The sequence below is a fragment of the Succinivibrio dextrinosolvens DSM 3072 genome, from assembly GCF_900167015.1.
Classification (GTDB): domain Bacteria; phylum Pseudomonadota; class Gammaproteobacteria; order Enterobacterales; family Succinivibrionaceae; genus Succinivibrio; species Succinivibrio dextrinosolvens.
This window is the reverse complement of the sequence record NZ_FUXX01000006.1, coordinates 26199-45129: the sequence shown is the minus strand read 5'-3', so window position 1 is coordinate 45129 and position 18931 is coordinate 26199. Positions and strand designations below refer to the sequence as shown.

The 18931-nt window shown below is 40.0% G+C and carries 18 protein-coding genes; 3 read left to right on the top strand and 15 right to left on the bottom strand.

The genetic code is table 11. The annotated features are described in order from the left end of the window. Positions 1 to 15 precede the first annotated feature (15 nt). Positions 16 to 795 (bottom strand): type III secretion system inner membrane ring lipoprotein SctJ, encoded by a 780-nt coding sequence (gene sctJ, locus B5D46_RS02940; RefSeq protein ID WP_078928161.1) that lies wholly within the window; start codon positions 793 to 795, stop codon positions 16 to 18. A 475-nt stretch (positions 796 to 1270) separates the two neighbouring features. Between sctJ and B5D46_RS02935 the strand changes: the two genes are divergently transcribed. From B5D46_RS02935 to B5D46_RS02925, 3 genes are all read left to right on the top strand, one after another. Further along, entirely contained in the window at positions 1271 to 2845 is a 1575-nt protein-coding gene (locus B5D46_RS02935; protein ID WP_078928160.1) for a helicase HerA-like domain-containing protein, read from the top strand. Positions 2846 to 3204: 359 nt separating this feature from the next. Beyond that, positions 3205 to 4266 (top strand): TAXI family TRAP transporter solute-binding subunit, encoded by a 1062-nt coding sequence (locus B5D46_RS02930; RefSeq protein WP_078928159.1) that lies wholly within the window; start codon positions 3205 to 3207, stop codon positions 4264 to 4266. 9 nt (positions 4267 to 4275) lie between these two features. Then, positions 4276 to 5466: a sodium/glutamate symporter gene (locus tag B5D46_RS02925; RefSeq protein WP_078928158.1), complete on the top strand. Its 1191-nt coding sequence runs from the start codon at positions 4276 to 4278 to the stop codon at positions 5464 to 5466. A 42-nt stretch (positions 5467 to 5508) separates the two neighbouring features. Here the strand turns inward: B5D46_RS02925 and B5D46_RS02920 are convergent, their stop codons facing one another. The 14 genes from B5D46_RS02920 to sctE form a co-directional block, all read right to left on the bottom strand. Further along, on the bottom strand, positions 5509 to 6204 hold the full coding sequence (locus B5D46_RS02920; protein WP_078928157.1) for a type III secretion system chaperone: 696 nt from the start codon (positions 6202 to 6204) through the stop codon (positions 5509 to 5511). 305 nt (positions 6205 to 6509) lie between these two features. Then, positions 6510 to 7379: a hypothetical protein gene (locus B5D46_RS02915; protein WP_078928156.1), complete on the bottom strand. Its 870-nt coding sequence runs from the start codon at positions 7377 to 7379 to the stop codon at positions 6510 to 6512. A gap of 105 nt (positions 7380 to 7484) precedes the next feature. Beyond that, on the bottom strand, positions 7485 to 7913 hold the full coding sequence (locus B5D46_RS02910; protein ID WP_078928155.1) for a type III secretion system chaperone: 429 nt from the start codon (positions 7911 to 7913) through the stop codon (positions 7485 to 7487). A 19-nt stretch (positions 7914 to 7932) separates the two neighbouring features. Then, a complete protein-coding gene (locus B5D46_RS02905) occupies positions 7933 to 8307 on the bottom strand; it encodes a type III secretion system chaperone (RefSeq protein WP_159443004.1) in 375 nt (124 codons plus the stop codon). A gap of 243 nt (positions 8308 to 8550) precedes the next feature. Then, positions 8551 to 9498, bottom strand: a complete 948-nt coding sequence (locus B5D46_RS02900) for an autotransporter outer membrane beta-barrel domain-containing protein (RefSeq protein ID WP_078928153.1) — start codon at positions 9496 to 9498, stop codon at positions 8551 to 8553. Between the two features lie 3 nt (positions 9499 to 9501). Beyond that, positions 9502 to 12036 (bottom strand): hypothetical protein, encoded by a 2535-nt coding sequence (locus B5D46_RS02895; protein ID WP_078928151.1) that lies wholly within the window; start codon positions 12034 to 12036, stop codon positions 9502 to 9504. A gap of 199 nt (positions 12037 to 12235) precedes the next feature. Further along, on the bottom strand, positions 12236 to 12469 hold the full coding sequence (locus B5D46_RS02890; RefSeq protein ID WP_078928150.1) for an EscF/YscF/HrpA family type III secretion system needle major subunit: 234 nt from the start codon (positions 12467 to 12469) through the stop codon (positions 12236 to 12238). Positions 12470 to 12503: 34 nt separating this feature from the next. After that, entirely contained in the window at positions 12504 to 12716 is a 213-nt protein-coding gene (locus B5D46_RS02885; RefSeq protein WP_078928149.1) for a hypothetical protein, read from the bottom strand. A gap of 26 nt (positions 12717 to 12742) precedes the next feature. Continuing rightward, positions 12743 to 13108 carry a tetratricopeptide repeat protein gene (locus tag B5D46_RS02880; RefSeq protein WP_078928148.1) on the bottom strand — a complete coding sequence of 122 codons (366 nt, stop codon included), beginning with the start codon at positions 13106 to 13108 and terminating at the stop codon, positions 12743 to 12745. Between the two features lie 17 nt (positions 13109 to 13125). Next, positions 13126 to 14628 (bottom strand): type III secretion system inner membrane ring subunit SctD, encoded by a 1503-nt coding sequence (sctD, locus tag B5D46_RS02875; RefSeq protein ID WP_078928147.1) that lies wholly within the window; start codon positions 14626 to 14628, stop codon positions 13126 to 13128. 25 nt (positions 14629 to 14653) lie between these two features. Beyond that, entirely contained in the window at positions 14654 to 16417 is a 1764-nt protein-coding gene (gene sctC, locus B5D46_RS02870; RefSeq protein WP_078928145.1) for a type III secretion system outer membrane ring subunit SctC, read from the bottom strand. A gap of 47 nt (positions 16418 to 16464) precedes the next feature. Next, on the bottom strand, positions 16465 to 16896 hold the full coding sequence (locus B5D46_RS02865) for a type III secretion system chaperone family protein (RefSeq protein ID WP_074837798.1): 432 nt from the start codon (positions 16894 to 16896) through the stop codon (positions 16465 to 16467). Positions 16897 to 16899: 3 nt separating this feature from the next. Then, positions 16900 to 17841, bottom strand: a complete 942-nt coding sequence (locus tag B5D46_RS02860; RefSeq protein WP_078928143.1) for a hypothetical protein — start codon at positions 17839 to 17841, stop codon at positions 16900 to 16902. Between the two features lie 18 nt (positions 17842 to 17859). Then, positions 17860 to 18930, bottom strand: a complete 1071-nt coding sequence (gene sctE, locus B5D46_RS02855) for a type III secretion system translocon subunit SseC family protein (protein ID WP_078928142.1) — start codon at positions 18928 to 18930, stop codon at positions 17860 to 17862. Position 18931: the final 1 nt, after the last annotated feature.

Here is an 18931-nt window from a genome sequence, read left to right as displayed (position 1 = left end):
GCAGAACTCCATCACTTACTTTGGTGATTCTTTATCTGCTTTAGGCTCTGCAGTAGTCTCTGCCTTTTTAGGCAGGTTCAGCTCAAGAGAAATAATCTTTTTGAACCTTAATCCAAAGATAATCGCACAAGACAGCAGTAGACCTGCAATAATGCCAAATGAAAGCAGAGCTGAAGTTGTCAGATACCAAGGAACAGTCTTCAGAGCAGGAGGCAGAATCTTCTCTCTGTAATCCTCGAGCATCACATTAACTCTTTCTCTGGTCAGACCAGGAACAGCTTTGGCTGCTGTTTCACGTATTGCACCAACCATATTCACGACAGGTGAATTAGGAGTATGTCTGATAAAAACAGCTGCAGAAGGAGGAGTAGTAATACCTGATGACTGCTCATGCTGAACTAAAGTTACATGAACACGTGAATCCAGCACACCGTCTATCTTTGAGAAAGTATCTGACAGTTCCTGAGACAGTGCAAATGCGAAACGGGCCTGCTCCTCAAGCTGAGATGAAATCATTGAGTCGCCGGAGAAAACTGTGCCCAGACTCTTAAATGGAGTACGAGGTAAAGAATTTTCTTTGATGATATCTAAAGCTCTAACCATATCCTCATGCTCAACGGCGATATGGTAAAGGCCTTTACCTTCACTTACCTTTTCAGCCACTACTCCGCGTCTTAACAGAGCAGAAAGCATTTCGTTAGCATCTTTTTCTGAGATTCCGGAGTAAAGTGTTTCTTTACATCCAACAAGAAACAGAGAAAAGAGTATAGTCAGAATAACCGCAAATTTTTTCATAATAATTTTCTTTACGTCAGAATTAAAACAGAAAAACCAGAATTATTTTCACAGCCTCAAAGCGGTTTACCTGTCTTATAAAAAAACAACAAACACAATTACACGCTCTCTAGAAAAATTATAGTTTGTCATTTGATGATTTTCAGTCTAAGCGATTAGAAAATCAAAGATATTTGGTTCTTTTTTTGAGACTAATCTCTTAATTTTACATATATTTCTCAAAAACTTGATTTTGGTAAAGACTTTCAAACAAGAGAAGGCATAAAAGAATCACAAAAAAATGGAGAAAATTAGCCAAAAAAAGCATATGTTTCTTTTCACCATATAATCAGTGAACTGTAAGTAATTTATCTTTAAATCTGGATTAAAACTCAAAGTAATTTGGTCTTTTTTTGCTACTAATCACTTAATTTAAAAAGTAAATATCCTAATATGAATCGAACGTCATTATTTTCGAAGAACATTTGGAGTTAAAGTGATTACACAGGATAAAAAGATTCTAATCGCAAAGGATGACAATAAGGAAGTTTATCTTTTGTCGAATATGGCAAACAGGCATGGTTTAATCACAGGTGCTACCGGAACTGGTAAGACTGTTACCCTTCAGACAATGGCAGAAAGCTTCAGTCAGCTTGGTGTACCTGTATTTCTATCAGATGTAAAAGGTGATTTATCAGGTATCGCGGTAAAATCATCTCCATCTGGCAAGATAGTAGAAAGAATCGAGAAGCTGCAATTAAGAGATCTTGGCTATGAATCACGTGGATTTCCTGTAGCCTTCTTTGACGTCTACGGAGAAAAAGGTCACCCACTTAGAACCACAATCTCAAGTATGGGACCGCTGCTTCTTTCAAGAATTCTAAATCTCAATGAAGTTCAGAGCGGACTAATGCACATAGTCTTCAGAGTAGCTGATGATAACGGAATGCTGCTTTTAGATTTAAAAGACTTAAAGGCTATGCTCAAGCATGTTTCTGATGAAAAGGCAAAATATCAGGAACATTACGGAAACATTTCATCAGCCAGTGTCGGTGCAATCCAGAGAGGACTTCTACGTCTGGAGGATGAAGGTGGTGATCTGTTTTTCGGAGAGCCAGAGCTTAATATTGAAGATTTAATGCAGACCGATGAGAACGGCTACGGACAGATTAACATTCTTGAATCAGAGAAGCTAATCAACAATCCAAAAATCTATTCAACCGTGCTGCTGTGGCTTTTATCAGAACTTTATGAGAAGCTTCCTGAGAGAGGAGATAAGGAAAAACCTTTAATGGTATTCTTCTTTGATGAGGCTCATCTGCTGTTTAACGATGTTGAGCCATCACTTCTTCAGAAAATCTGTCAGGTAGTAAGACTTATCAGATCAAAAGGTGTTGGAGTTTACTTTATCAGTCAGAATCCTTCTGATATTCCTGATGAGGTTTTAGGTCAGCTTGGTAACAAGATTCAGCATGCACTGAGAGCCTTTACACCAAAAGATCAGAAGTCACTTAAGGCTGCAGCTGATTCATTCAGAGCTAATCCTGAATTTTCAACAGAAAAAGCGATTGGCGAACTTGCTGTAGGAGAAGCTCTGGTCTCATTCCTTGATGAAAAAGGCTCTCCACAGATTGTTGAAAGAAGCTTTATTGTTCCTCCTCAAAGTCAGGTTGGACCAATTGACGATGCTCAGAGGAAGAATCTGATTAGAACATCTCTGCTTGCAGGTATTTATGACACTGCAGTTGACAGAGAGTCTGCATATGAGATTCTTACTCAGAAGGCTCTTGCTGACAGAGAAGAGGCTCAAAGAGCCATTGAGGAAAAAGAAAGACAGAAACAGCTTGTAATACAGGAGCGTCAACGCATTCAGGAAGAAAGACTTCGTATGGCTCAGGAGCGTCATCAGGCAGCAATGCAGAGACAGAGCGAAAGAGCCTCGAGATCTAATCCTACTGTAGTAGATCAGATTATAAGAACTACAGGCAGAACCATTACCTCCTCAATAGGAAGATCAATTGGAAGAACCATTGTAAGAGGTGTTCTGGGAAGTATCTTCGGAAGCAAATAGAAAAGAAGAGCAGGAGAGATGCTATACGTTAGCATCTTTCCTGAACATTGTTACATTTACCTATCTCAAATCTTTGTCATTCAAGTCTGCCAGCTGTAAATACAGAAACTCAGCAGAATTGGGCTCCAATAGTTAGCCTAAGTCACGTATATCATGTTTTTTATGTGATCTCAGGTGATATCCACCAATTTGTAATTATCTATTCACGAATCGTTTTCTTATAATTTTTAAAGAGTTACTGTTTATCTAGAGAATCCGTATTTTCACAATAATAAATAATGAAATTACTCTTCCCTATTTACTCAATTAACCACATTGAAGAGATTTGAATATTTAGAGTTTAACTCTGAGAGATTCACATGAAGAGAATACTTGCTTTAATTGTCTGTGGACTGATATTAACCGGCTGTAAGGAAGATAACACACTGAGAGTGGGTGTCGGTGCACCGGATAGTGATTTATGCAAATACACAGAAAAATTAAATGACAAGCTTGAACAATCCGGAGCAAGCATCAGACTAAAGCCTATTTATACTGAAGATTCCAATGCTTCTCTAAGGCTTTTAAATAATGGAATTATCGATCTTGCACTTATAAATGCATATGCACTTGATACTGCTCTTATAACTGTCACAAAAATCAATCCTGCCTATGTTGCAGGCAGTATCAACGAGAAGAATTATGAGGTTGTAAACGACGGAGATGATATCTCTGTATACAACTCAACGGTAGCAGGAGTTATCGATGAAGCACTGCATGCCATTGTAAGAGAAGATTCTCCTTATGAGGATATTTCAGATCTTGGAGAAAAAACAGTTGTGGTCGGAAGCTATGACAACTGTGCAAAAGATGTGGCCTATAAACTTTTAAAAGACCATGGCATAAAAAGAGAAGCAAGAAAGCTTGTGATAAAAAATCCTGAAGAAGCTGTGGAGATGTTAAAAAACAAGGAGGCTGAAGCTTTATTCCTATTTGACAGGATCCCGTCCGAATATGCAAAGGATCTATGTAATTCCATAAAGGTGAAATTCCTTTCTATAAAGCAGGACCACTTAAGAAGTATAAGCAAGTACGAGAAATATCTTACTTCAGCGAAAATATTCCCTAAGCAGTACCACGGACAGAATGAAGCGGTTGGTACCGTTATCATAAATATTCTGCTTCAGGCGCATAACGGAGTTGATAATTCCAAGATTGAAGAGCTGATGGGAGCCCTATTTGACATAAATTCACAGCAGGATTATTCAATTGCTATGAATTCAGAGATAATAGAAATAAAAGATGCGGCAGAGCCTTTAATAAAAGCTCTGAGATTTCATCCTGGAGCAGTCAGATTCTATAAGAATCACGACATAAATGTAAAAGAGACTGATCATAGCAGCCCTCTATTTGATATTCATATTGTAGCCGCTTCGGACTAAGGACAGAAAATGCTGGAAATTATTAGCCTTAATATGTATGAGACAGCAGCTTTGGCTGTTGTAGTTCTCTTCCTTGGTTTGCAGATAAAAAAAATGATTCCTTTGTTAGAAAAGTACTGTATTCCTTCTGCGGTTCTGGGAGGACTGGTCATATCCATCGTTAATTGCTGCTTTTATAAGGCAGGATTTGTTTTTACCACCAGCGATTCCATAGAAAAACTATGCATGGTGATCTTCTTTACCGCAATTGGTTTTCAGATTGATTTTAGTCTGATAAAACGAAGTATTTCGACATTTATGATTCTGCTTCTGGGTGTTGTTGTACTTATTATCTGTCAGAATGCTCTTTGTCTATTTATGGCCTCAACATTTAACTTCGACTCTCTAACGGCCTTTACTGTAGGTTCAATTTCGATGGCGGGAGGTTCTGGCATCACTGAACAGTTTGGAGATTTTCTCGAAGACTTAAGACTTGCCAACGGTAAGAACATGTCTTTTGGAATATGTACTTTAGGTATTATTGTATCTGGACTTATCGGTGGACCATTAGGCCGTTACCTCATATTAAAGTACAAACTGAAGCCAGCATCTGAAAAGATCTATGTTGAGAAAAATTCTGATGCGGCAGACGCAAACCTTCCCTTTTCCACAAAACTGGCAAAAGCATGCTTTCAGATGATATTTGTAGTTGGAATTGGCTCTGCTGCATGTGATCTTTTCGCAACAATTGGAGCATCCATTCCATACTATATAGGAACAATGCTGATTGCGATAATTCTTCGTAATCTCAGTATCAAGACCGGTCGTTATACATTCTACACCAGTGAACTCAACTATCTTGGTGGTATAGGTCTCTCTCTGTATCTTGCCATGGACTTTATGGCACTTGCACTCTGGCAGTTAAACTATATAAATATGGTTCAGATTGCAGTTTTTATAGCCCAGTTTGTACTGCTGATGTTCTTTGTTTTCTTCATTGTTTATATTATGACAGGAAGAGATTACGATGCGGCGGTTCTTTCTGCAAGCTCAATCGGCGTTGGTATGGGAGGACCATCAAGCTCTGTTGCAACTCTGATGGTAATTACCAGAAAATACGGCTCATCATTTAAGACCTACCTTCTATTACCTATAGTAGGTTTCATGCTGGCTGACCCTATAAACAGTGTGATAATAAGCTACTTCCTAAGGCTGATTTAAAAGAAAAGCTATTGTCGGGATTTTGTATAATATTCAAAAAGTCTAGGCGAGCATAAACGTACTCTGAGCTATCATTACATTGACAAGCTCAGGCTCATTACTATCAGGAGCTCCACCTGAAGGCGCTCCGGCTGCACCACCAGATAGTGCAGTAATTGACTGTTTAAGCTGAGCCTGTACCTCAGGGGAAGTCTGAACTGGCTTGTTCTGCTCATAATTTCTCTCAGCACCTACATTCGAACAGGCAAGACTTAACGCACAAGCATGCTCCATCTCTGGAGAGAGTATAAATGAATCATCATTCTGCCCGACTCCGGCTCTTAAAGTCTGTATAACAACATCCAAAAGCTGAGTTTTTAAAAGCTTCTTAAAGCTCTTGGCATTATTGATAAAAGAATTGACAGTATCTCTGAGAACCATAGTTGTAACATCATCAAGATTGATGTCATAACAAAGCCACAGAACAGTGGTATCACTGTCATAAGCAAGTCTTAGATTGTTGAACCGGCCACCAGAGACATCTGAAGTTAAAATCATCTCAAAAAGTGCGGGAAAGTTTTTACTCTCGGCCCCCAGTCTCTCTATGCTGGTGTAAAACATAAGAGTTTTAGCTCTTAAACATATAAACAGAGAACCAAAACCTGGTATAGATGTGCATGACAGAGGATTCGTGCCAAACTTTGCTATTTTGGGAGAGTCCAGAGATTCTAACATTCTGTCGATATTTGCAACGTCCATTTACGGTTAGTCCTTATTCTTAATATCCTAAGCTTATATTCGCAACTGTCTTATATAATTCTAGACTGCACCGAGAGGTTCAGCCACTTAATTTCCTCAAAATTAAGGTAATTCCATGGTTTTAATTTCTAAAAATGCAGAGCAGCCGACACATAAGCTGAAGATGTTTTTATCCAAACTATAAGATTAGACGTTGAACAAAGATAGAAAAACGGCTCCGTACACAACTCAGAGTACAGAGGATCAAAAAGATCCGAGTCCTTTGAACTCAGTACAGAACCATTTCCTTTCTATAGAGAATATTTTTATGCTGGAGGATTCTCCTGATTTTCAGGTTGGTTTACTGGATTTTCAGGCTGATTTACCTGATTATTCGCATGCAGTTGATTAATTTCCTCGGCATAAGGCTGAGCCAGTCTATTTAGAGTTTTGACAATCAAATCGTAACACTCCTGATTGGTCTTGCCCTCAAAGGCCTTGGCTACTCCATCAGGACCACCACAATCTATTGTAAGTTTACGACATACAACCGCTTTAAGTGTAAGCTCTCGCTGCCCCTCAACATCAAGAATATACTCTTTACCTAATTTCTTAGAGATAATCTTATCTGCAATGTCATTTCCAACATGCTTGGTAAACTCTGCAACAGGCTTATCGAAAATCCAGTCATTCTCATGATGCCCATCTTTGAATTCAGCCATAAGATTACACAGTTCCTGAGTTCCTTTCTTTGTAGAAGGAGCACTCAGCGAAATAGCTTTGTTGAATAGAGACAAAGCATTTTTTTTGATAGGCTTTTTCAGATCATCGGTATGAGCATTCAAAAAATCCTTACTTGGCTCATACCTCCAGTGTATCTTCTTTTCTTTTTTTTCATCTTCAGGATCGCCTGTGTTCATTTCAAGCATTCTTTTAAAAGAAGGTGTGGAAGCAATCTTTGATTTATAGATATCATATACAACAACAGAAAAACCAGCTGTCAGAACAGTCAGCGCTGCACCACCTAATATAAACAGAGAGTTTTTGAATATTTTCCACCCAAGACTTTCCTTTGGCTTTAAAAGTTCTAAAGGAAGATCTTCAAGCTTTAAATTCTCATTAGGCTGAATATTGGCGTTATCATTGATCTGATTGACGTTATTATTGATATTGTTATTGAGAATTGGATCAGACATAGTCTACTCCCTGCTTTCTTCTTTTACTTATGTAGTTACATTATAGTAAACAAAAAATAAAAAAAATAGAACAGGAATCCAATTTTGTTAAGTAGAACACTTTATTCAGGGAAAAATCACGTTTGTAGAAAATGAGAATTCTTCTTTCTGTTCTGTTGTTCCGCCATTAAGATACTGTTTCCAATAACGTAACGCTCTGACAAACAATTCAATTTCCTTCATAAAAGTTTCTATTTCAATTTCCCCTTCAAAAACCCTGCTTAAAGTGTAGCTACCAGTTCTGCGGTCAAGTCCAAGGCAGGAAAAACCGGTCTTATGTCCAAAATGATTACCTTCAAGCATTACCCTGTGTAATGCCTCACTTTCATCTTCAGCTATATCAATATCAGATATAACAAATAATCGGTTTCCATTCAGTTCGAAAATTAACTCATCATCATCAAAACTAACCGAACACGAGCCTTGCCTGGAAAAGGCAAGTCCATCTATTCCGATTCGATTTCCAAAAGTATCAATAAGTTCTGTGTAATTCATTTTATTAGCCTATCTTCCACTAGTTTTCTGTTAGATAACGCTTCCAGTAACGGACGTTTTTAACAAAGAGAGAAACCTGCTCAGTAAAAAGCTTTAAATCATAAGGTCCGACAAGTACACGGGTCAGAGTAAAACATCCTCGTTCAGGATCTAAACCAATGGAACCAAATCCGCTGGACTGGCCTAAATGGTTTGCCTCAAGCATGGTTGTATAGAGTTTCTCGTGACCAGATGCAGAACCAAGTTCAGAAAACAGAAAAAGATGGTTATTCTCATGATCAATTATGACCTCATCCTGGTCAAAGGTAACCGCACAGCACTGCTCATCACCTAGACTGAGTCCAGGTAAGCCAATTCTCTTTCCAAAGGCTTCAACCAGCTCCTGTTCATTCATAGCAGACTCCATATTATTATGTTTGTTTTATTCATATTCTAACGGGAGATTATTTATCTCTATGGATTTTTTCCTGACTTTTAGAGATTATCTGAAGAACTTCACAGATTGACATTCTACAAAGCAAGAGATTGCAAATGCAGACACTACTGTTCAGCTTTAGAGGAATGAAAATCATCATGTACAGGAATTGAAGAGAAGGCTTATTCAGCAGGACAGCATTCCATACTGTCCTGCCATTTATCAGAACCTTAGTCCTGCCTTGATACCGACGTTGTAGATATCAGCATTCCTGTGATGCTCATAACCAAAGGTTAGTGAGGCAAAGGTACGGTATTTCCTGTTCTCAAGGGTCAGCTCTGACTGACAGAAGATACTGTTTCTGCCTGCTCCTTTGGTATAGGACTCAAAGCTGTAGGCGCCGTAATCACTGAATGAGGCTCTGGTTCTAAAGTCATCATCCAGAAACTCATGCCTGAAGCCAGTTCTGAAATCTGCACTCAGTCCTATCTCCTGAGATGGAGACCACATCTTCAGCAGATGTCCTCCCAAAGTGGTCTGCAGAGAATTTGCATTTGAGGATTTTACCTTCAGATTGGTGCCTCCTCCGCTCTTTTCTGTAAAGCCCTGATTATGTATGAAGTTATATTCTGTATAGGCCATAGGACCGAAACTTAAGGTTCCGTAGGTAAAGTCATAGCCTCCACCTAAGATCAGACCGGTACTGTAGGTACTGTAATCACCCTTGGCTCTTCTCGAGTAGTTGTTAAAATCAATATGACGCTTGGACTGATTCTCGTACCAGCCTGCCTTAACCTGTCCTTCTGCATAATATCCGCCCCATTCCTCTGGAGAGATACTGCCGTGAAGACCTACAAACAGTCCCTGACTGTCTATCTTGCTGACATTCTCCGCCTTTACTTTGGTATTTCTGATACTCAGACCACCATGGATACCATAGGTTACACCATCGTCTCTGACACACTCAGCTCCCAAGACCACACCTCCTGAGTAGCTTCTCATGTTATCAAGACCGTTGTTACCGCTCTGTTTGGTGAAATCACCGTAAGGTATGACAAAACCTATTATTTTTCGGTCTGAAACACCTTTAATTCCTGAGTTTAAATCATAGCTGTTTGAGGCCATGAGACTGTCGCTGTTGTAGAGATTGTTGTATCTGGAGCTGAGCATGGTTCACTGCATATGACGCATAAGCTCTCCGGTTACAGCGGTACTGTCCTTTAAGGCTGTCATAGAACCGTAGTCAAAGGCTGATGGTCCTAACTGCTTTAGGGCTGAAGTTACACTCTTACCCTGCATGTCAGAGAAATCCAGACTTGTTATCAGCTCCTGCATATCTCCATGGGCTACCGAGGCAATCTCATACAGGGCGCTACCCACCTGTGCATCAGCTCCTGTATCTGCATACTTGGAGTAGGCATCACTGTCACGGTACATTTCAACTTTCGGACTGTTGGGATCAGTTGCATCAGAAAGTCGCATCTTCAGAGTTGGAGAAAAAGCCCCTACAATATCGACTGAAGCAAAACTATCGCGATCCCATGAATTAGCAACTACAGGAAACTCTGGAGAAATCTTAGCGTTATTACTGTAGAAATCAAGATTTGGTCTTAAAACCCATTTGCCTTCAACAGTAGCCGAACCTCCAACCTTTATCTTGTCACTGGTACTGTCAGCATAGAAGCCGGTTTCTAATGTTCCGGTGGTTGTAAAATCATGTTTGATATCAGCACAGTATTTATCATCAGAAGCATCTTTGATGGCAAGATATCCGCTATTGACCAAATCATAGGCAGCAACAGTTCCCTCAATGTTGAGAGTACCTGCTGCATGATTGATTTTTAGACTTTTATAACCTGCAATTGAACCTTCCAGAGTCATGGCAAAGGAGCTGTCTCCTGAGCCTGTGGATGTTCCATCTGCCTTTACTCCGTAACCGAAATTCAGATCGATATACAAATTTTGGGGAGCGCTGTCACTGATATCTTTATCTTTAGGATCCCACTCGGATATAATATCTCCTTTGATGGAAGCGCCTTTCAACACATTAATCTGTTCAACATACGCATTATCGGCAATATAGATTGAGGCATATCTTCCTTCAAGACTTCCTGAGAGATCAAATGTACTTACCAGTGGTCCTTTAAGATTAAGCTCATATCCATCGACTTCACCACTAATATCACTTTTTTTTCCATCTACTGTTCTCATGTAGGAGCCGCGGCTATCTTCATCCTCGCCAAGCATATTTACGCCAAAATCAAAGGCTACCGCCTTTCCACCTGTCCCTGTTGCTTCAATGGCTCCCCTGCTTACAATGGTATTGTCTTTACCATAGGACATAAGAATACCTGTGCCATGATCACCGTTTGCAGTAATTCTGGTCGAGGATGGAATTATAATTGTATTTCCAGAACCGTCTGATCTGATACCGGTACCGCCTCTTCCGTCAGCTAATAGATCGGCTGCCTGGGTTACAATGTTATTTGAACCATACAGATGAAAACCTACACCTAAAGTTGCGGTATTAGGCTTTCCTGCAATATATGCTGTACCCTCTGCATTACGGGCATAAAAAGGATTAGTGTTTGTGTAGTTTTGTCCATTACGGTATTCGGAGCTGCCGTAAAAATTTCGTCTGTCAATTTTATAGCCGATATCCTGAAATACAGCCATCTCCGCTTCCATCAGAGTGACGTAATTACGATAATTCTGATGACTCATCATACTGTGGGCAAGTTCTAAATGAGAAAGTTCAAAACCATTACGCTTTTCCATACCATTGACAGGAACGCCAGGTAATGCATCGTTTAATACTGCAGTAACATTTGGGCCTATAAAGTAAACACCACTTTTCTGTCCTGGACCTACAATAAATGAGTCTGCAACTGGATTTTCAGAATAAGAAAGCCAAGATAAATATTTAAGTTGTGTTGGAGCCTCGTTAGTTTTTTCTACTGCTGAATTTCCATTTATCTTCATGAAAGACCACAGATGCGAAGCAAAGGCGGTCATATTATTTGAACCCCCTGTAGTTGCAAGAGGATTTGGAGGATTATCGACAAACTCGTTATTTTCATCTAAATAGTGATTTTCCTTAAGTAAGTTAACTAGATCCTCACTATCAGGATCTTCCTTTATATCATCCCATTGGGTCTTTAGCAGCTTAAGTGTAGGAGCCTCAGATGAAATACCCAGAGCGTGAGAAAGTTCATGGAAGGTTGTTGTAGTTAACTCCTGTGTTACCTCCATGGTAGGAACAGGGTACAAATATGGCATGTAGCCAATTTTGGTTGACTGATTGATCGTATATTCAGCGAGATTATTATCAAGAATCCTACCTGTGATAATACCATTCTGAAGTAAAGTATAAGTAGAATTAACGTCAACCTCAGAGCCAGCTGAGGCATTGTTCATATTACCTGCTTCATACGCGAGCTTTACTGATATTGGCAGATAGGTGGTATTACTACTGTTTTTAGCAAACAGTTCTCCCCAGATGGAGGCAGCATCGACAATTGCATTTCTATGATCTTCAGTTAGACTCCAGAGATTTCCTTCCTCATCCTGTCGAGCATAGTCATTAACGAAATTAAGAGCAAACATAGGTTTACCGAAAGTATCCACATACTTCACGGTTGCCGCCTGAGTTGAACAGCAGATAACCTCAAATACAGCTATCGCCAGAAGGGATTTCTTAAACGACATATAGGATAGCAACCTTATTTCTGACCTTGTCTTTTTCAGTATAGAAATAGATAAGACAGCTATAGAGAACAACATGAATATACTTGATAAATTTCACACAAATAAAAAAGGAATGCTTTTTAAGGCATTCCCATTTTCATGTAAACAAAAATCTCAGCTGGCCATTTACATACAAAACAACCAGCTAACACTAACAAGCTTAAGAAACCTTCTGAGCAAGACTCTTTAGCATATCTGTCATTGATTTTGTAATGTTAGATACAGTCTCAACCATAGCGTTATACTGACCGAGCTGGAACTGCAGCATAATCATATCTTTCTGCTGGTCTTCTCCGGAACCACTACCAACCTTAGCAATTGCCTCTTCAAGAGTTGCTTTCTGCTGGTCCATTCTGTTCTGTAAAGATGAAATACCAAGTGAAGCTAAATCCATAATTATCTCCAGGGTAAAAACTTAATCAACCCAATCAACTCTGCTGATTACAGATATCAACTGCAATATCAACAGCATTCTTCAAAGCAGCAAGCTTCTTGAATGTTACAGAATCCAAACCTTCATCCATAGCCTTCTTCAGATCAAAGGACCAGGTTGAGTACTCCTTTCCCAAATTATAGAAGACTTTCTGGTCTTTTTCTTCCCAGGCTTTAAAAACGTCATTCTGCCCTAGATTGTAATTCATAATCGACACGTCCTTATATTTATCTGCTACCTGTCCGCACTGTAATCCATAAACTGCTTTGCAGTAAGTGCCTCAGGAGAATGCTTGTCTTTAATCTTGTTATAAATACTTCCAGCTTCATCGCTGTTGCGCTGTAGACTTAACGAAATAACCTTTAGAGAAAGAGTATCATCATCCTCAGGAAGTCCATTTAAAATATCTTCAGCTTCCTGAAATTCGTCAGTAACGATTCTTGAGAAAGCAAGGCCTAATGAAGCAGCTCTCAAATCAGGCTCGTACTCTAATAGGTTCTCAAACATTTTTCTAGCGTTGTAAACATCGCCATTCATGCAGGCAGCCATTCCAAGCTGAACCAGCATTGAAATATCATCCTTAGTCTGTGTGGTTACCATAATTATTTTCCTTATTTCTATTTGAGCTGCAATTCTTTAACTTCATTGCCCTTCGTAAGAACAACCTTATTAAGGTCAATGGAAGTAACTACAAAGCCAGATGGGAGAACACCGCCTTCGAAATACTTTCTTCCGTTCTTAAGTGTAATAAATCTCATAGGTTTCATCGTTACACTAAGTATAGCTGTTTCATCCGCATTCTGCTCTTGTTTAATTGTGGTTTTAGTCTCATGAGAACGTTCTGTCAAAGATGTAACTTTTTCATCTGTTGCAGCACTCAGTTCAACAACCTCAGTGCCGTCTAAACGTTCAACACTTGAACTTGCCTTAGGATCGTATCTTGTAAACATCAATGGTATGCCAAATTTCTCAGCTGTCAGGTATCTTGCTGTTTCAAGATTGTTCTCATCTTCAAGGGTTGTTCTTCCCTTGTAGTAAACTCTGCCCTTACCTAAAACCAGCTGAATATTATGCACGCCATTATGTTCGCAGTTATCCTTAAGCGAATTCTCAAGCTCATTTCTGTAGATTATTCTGCCCTTAAGTCTATCCTTATAACGAGGTTCCATAGCATTAAATGCCTCTGCCTGAACATATGCATCAGCCATATAGCCATCAACACCAATCTTTCCATCATCGATGTAGTGAGCACGTACATAATAGCCAAGATTCATGAAATCTCTTTCTACACCTAAAATCTCATCGTCTCTAACTTCAACATTCAGATTCAGAGTAGTCTTGAGCTTAGGCAGAACCTCAACCAGCTTTGCAAATCTCTGTTTGGATTCCACAGAACCATTAAGATCAATGATTCCGTCATTCACATCTGTTTTAAGATCCTTGAAGTTATTCTCTTTTATGATGTTATTCAGTGCATTAAGGTCTGTTTCCAGCTCACTGGTTTTGAAAATTGTCGAACCGAACATTAAGGCAACCAGAAGCACTATCAGCAGGATACCGCTTAATGCTGTAAGAATAATTGACCTGTTGGTAAGCAGCTCCTTAACTGTAGGAGGAGCACTATTCTCTTCTACAGCAGCTTCAGCAGCTGCTGCTGATTCAGCCTCAGCCGCATTTTCAGCTCCTTCTTCACCTTCAGCTTTTGACTCTTCACCATCAGCTGCGACTGCATTACCCTGCCCTTCTTCTGTCTGAGATGAGCCACTGGCCGCATCAGCTGGCTGCTGTTCTGAAGCAAAATCAGGTTTGGCCCATGGACCTTTAATAGAAGAAGATCGATAACATATAAGAGTATCACCTAACTGAAGGAAACTTCCGCTTTCCCACTTAAGCTGACCAGCTTCCACAGTCTGACCATCCAGCAGAGCCGGATCATTTAGGGTAATATTTATGTCAAAAGGTGTAACCTCAATTACAGCTGCAGAGCTTCCCATTTCCTCATCAGAGAAAATAAGATCATTATCTGTACCCTTACCAACCTTATATGAACCTGGTTTTAAATCAAATACCAGTCCATTGTGAGGTCCGGTGAACACCTTAAAGGTGTATGAATCAGCCATATCGTTCTTCTGTTATCTATACAAATCAGTTGTTATTTTTTGATGCTCTGTTTGAACTGCAACCAGAGCTGTCTTTCTTTTTAACAGGACGCTTCAGATAATTATCCTGAGTTGCGCTGACCTGAAAGTCTGCATCATCAATATCATCCGGCATTGCCTGAGCTTCACCTAAATCCAGTACCTTAGGTGTAATAAGAATCAGACGTTCTCTCTTGTACTTGGTCTTAGAATCGGTACCAAAAAGCTTTCCGATAACTGAAACATCCTTAAGACCAGGAACTCCTGATGAATCATCCTGTTTATATTCTACATAGTAACCGCCTAAAAGCAGACTCTGACCTTCTCTTACTACAGCCTGAGTATTGATTTTTGTCTGCTTGATTGGAGGAACTGAATCACTTTCAGCAGATGTTGTCTCGTTTGAATCCTGATTGCTCTGTACTGATACAACCATGGAAATCATTGGTTTTTCACCAGGCTGACCTTCAATGATATGAGGGGTAACCTGAAGAACAGTACCAGACTCTACCTTAAAGAGGTCTACATCCTGATAGCCTGCAACCTTTACATATCTTGTGGTTGTATTCTCCAGGGTTGCCTCAACGTTATCAAGAGTCATTACAGATGGTCTGCCCAGAGTTCTTGCCTGCTGATTCTCTTCTAGGAAATTGATTGCAGAGAAGAACTGAGCGGATGCTGAATTTAGAACAGTTGAGAAAATACCGCCATTGGTTGAATTTGTAATAGCATTGGTTCCGCTCCAGCTTAGATTTGAAGACTTGCCAACACCACCGCCTACGGTAAAGGAGCCGAATCTCTTATTGCCCTGCCATGATATACCCAGATCTTTAGCAGCTGAAACATCAACGTCCACAATCGCAGCATGCAGTTCAACCAGCTTTACAGGAAGATCAATATCCTTGATAACCTTCTCATAGTAGCTCATCTTGTATTCTGCATCATTGATGATAACAGCATTAAGTCTGGTATCTGCCATGATATTTACAGAAGTGCCCTGATCATTGCCAGGATTTGCATCACCTATGGTAGGAGCCTTAGCCCCCTCATCCTCAGTCTTCTCTGCTGCACCTATTGAAGCAAGACCTGTTCCCTTAAGCTTTGAAACAGTAGCTTTCATAGGAATAATACTGTTGCTAGAGCCCACAGTTGCACCATTGACCATCTTCTGCAGAATTGAGGCGACACCAGGTATCACAATAGTTCTGTTCATAGATGAAATCTGAGTATCATTTGCCTTGGCATGCTTTAACTTGAAGACGCGCATTACACTCTTGGTATCCAGATTCTTACTGAATGAAATGGCAAGAGTATCTATTCTTGCAACAAGATCGGATGGTCCTTGAATAACCAGCATACTACCCTTGGTCTTAAGTGGAAGCTCTGAAGGAACTGTACCACTGTTTACAAGAGTATTGGCAAGAGTATTTGCCTGCTGTGGAGTACCGACATTGACAAGCTTCTGCTCCCAGTCATTCTCATGGAAAAAATAGATAGTGTCATTTACAACATAGTAACGGACACCATATGCTATCTTCAGACCTTCAAGGAACTGATTGCCAGGAACATCCTGAAAACGGCCGCTTACAACGCCGGTAATTCTGTTGGAGACAACACAATCCTTATTCATGACTCGGGCAAAATCTTTTAGAACACTCTTAAGATCTTCGCCATCAGAATAATGAGAATATGAAGATGAAAAATTATAGGCTAGAGCCGGAGTAGCCAGCACTGCCCATAATGAGAAAAATATACAAAGAAACTTTTTCAAAATACATCCCCAAAGCTCCCTCTCTGGGAATATGCAGGTCCATGTTTCTAAATAAAATACTGCATAGCCGAGAAAGGAGAAACTGAAACGCTATTTTCTAATCTACCTTTAATATAATCAAAGTCGTTTAGAAAATCTTCAAATACTTCATCAATATGTGACTCATTTATTTCTATTGGTGATAAAACTTGTTCTAAGACAACATCTTCACCGTCCAAAACGATTCTGCAGCGAGCCAGTTTTGCAAGACCGGCATTAAGTTTTGCAATATCACGACACATATTGCTGATGTCAGGTTCAGCCTCAGGAAGAGAATTAAGTTTCTGTCGAATAATTATGCAGACAGCATCAGGAGAAAAAAAAGAGAGAACACCACTGTCAAGTTCGACAAGGTATTCTCCATGTTCGCCTATTTCAGGACTCCATCCTGTTATTTTCAGGATGAAGTCAAAGGCCTCTTTAGGATTATGTATTTCCATATACTAACCCATAACCTTATTTGTAGTCTGACGATGAGTCTGCAGAAGCTCATTGATGTTAGACTGAGCACTGGTAATGGAGTTTCGAGCATCATCAAGAGCCTTTTTAATCTCTTCCATTGCGGTACGCAGAACTTCATTTGCCGCATCAATCTTCTTGTTATCTGCTTCCATATTGGCTTTCATGTAGTCACTGACAGAGCCTGCCATCGAACTCAATCCCTTCACAGCTTCATTAATACCACTCCATTTCTGAAGTCTTGCATCAATAACGGACTTATCAGCGTCAAAGTTCTTTGATGCAAGATTTTTAGCAGCTCTGGTTGCACCTTCACTTGCCTGATTAAGTTTGGTAGTTGCCGACTGCATCGCAGCAACAGATTTAACTGCTGAGCGAACTGACAGCGCACCGCAGATAACACTTATACTAGAAGTTACCAGACCAATAACCAGACTTTTTACAGCATCTGCCTTCATCTTGTCTGCCTGAGCCTGAATGTTATTACAGATATTCTGACATTCAGTCCACATCATCTTAACTTCCAGATCTTTTCTTTCACGATTCATCTTGATGATTGCCTGCAGCAGTTCAACAATGCTGCCAACAGTCTTATCAGCATTTGCCATTGCAGTCATCAGAGCCTGATGATCCGCTACTGAAGGAGGATTTTTAGGCTTATCCAGTGTAGTTTTACTTGGATCAGCTGATTCTTCAGTTTTTTTAGCATCAGGTACCTCATCAGCACCATCAGCACCATCAACGTCTAAATCATCATCAGCATCCAAAACTTTATCAAATTCAGCTTCATCAACAAGGTCGTAATCTTCCTCATTATTATAACCCCCACCCTGCTGAACAGGAGTTCCACTGCCGACACCATCAATATTGCATAATAAAGCAGAATCCAACTCTAAAATTCTATCTTCAAAATCAAAAACCATCATAATACCCCCCCAAAAAACCTATGCAAAATTACCGCTTGGGCTTACAGACATTACGTTAGTCATGGTATTGTTCTTGTCTTTGACAACCTGGGTAACGTCATCTGTCATATGCTGGAAATATTCAAGAATCTGCTTTACAGTTTTCTGAACTTCCTGATCTTCAACCATAAGCTTTTCTAAAGCTTTCTTAAGTGCCATCTGATCAATCTTACCTTGATCAACCTTATACTGATAATAGGTAGCAAAACCGCCGGCAGTACCGCTTCCGATAGCAGTTGCACCGTTCATTCCGGTTGCAATATACTTGGTCTTATCGATATATGAGGCAATAGATGCTGCAGTTTTCAGTGCTTCAGCAGTAGCCTTAGATGTATCTGCACCAGCCTTCACCATAGAAACAAGACCTGCACCACTGTAAGCAGTACAAATAAAGCCGCCAACAAGATCAATACCAGTACAAATAAGTTTTGCAGCAGTTTCTCCGAAAACTTTAGTCAGTGCAGGGCCAAGCATTCTTTCTGTCAGTCCCACACCAGTTGCCTGAGCTGTAATACTAGATGCGGCAAAGTAGCAGGCAGCAACACCTAAAGCAATAATAGCTGGGTTTAATGACACAACGCCAACAACTAAGGTTGCGACTGCAACAATTGCGGTTACAACATTTGCAATCCAGCCCAAAGCCTTCTGCCACCATGAAGCTTTTTCCTTTTCCTCTGCTTTCTTAATATTCTCATTGATTTTGTCCATGGTATTCTGGAAATTAGCTTCACGCTCAGCCTTATTGGAAGCAATTCTGCTCTCAGCTGATTTCATTGAAGCTTTTCTGTTTTCACCTGAGATAAAGGATAGAAGAGCTTCAAGTCCTAAGTCCTTTAGCTCACCCAGAGCCTTATCAGATGGTTTCTCCAGCTGAGTCCTGTTCTTATCAACGTCAGTCTGTGTCTTGAAATTTCTAAGTTCAAGCAGAACAGTCTGCTGAACATAAGTTTTCGCATCAATCTTTCCAGCTTTGTAGTCTTCGGTTAAGGCGGCAAGCTGAGCCTGATAATCTAGATTTTGTGATGCATAATTATTTACCTTGTCAGACATA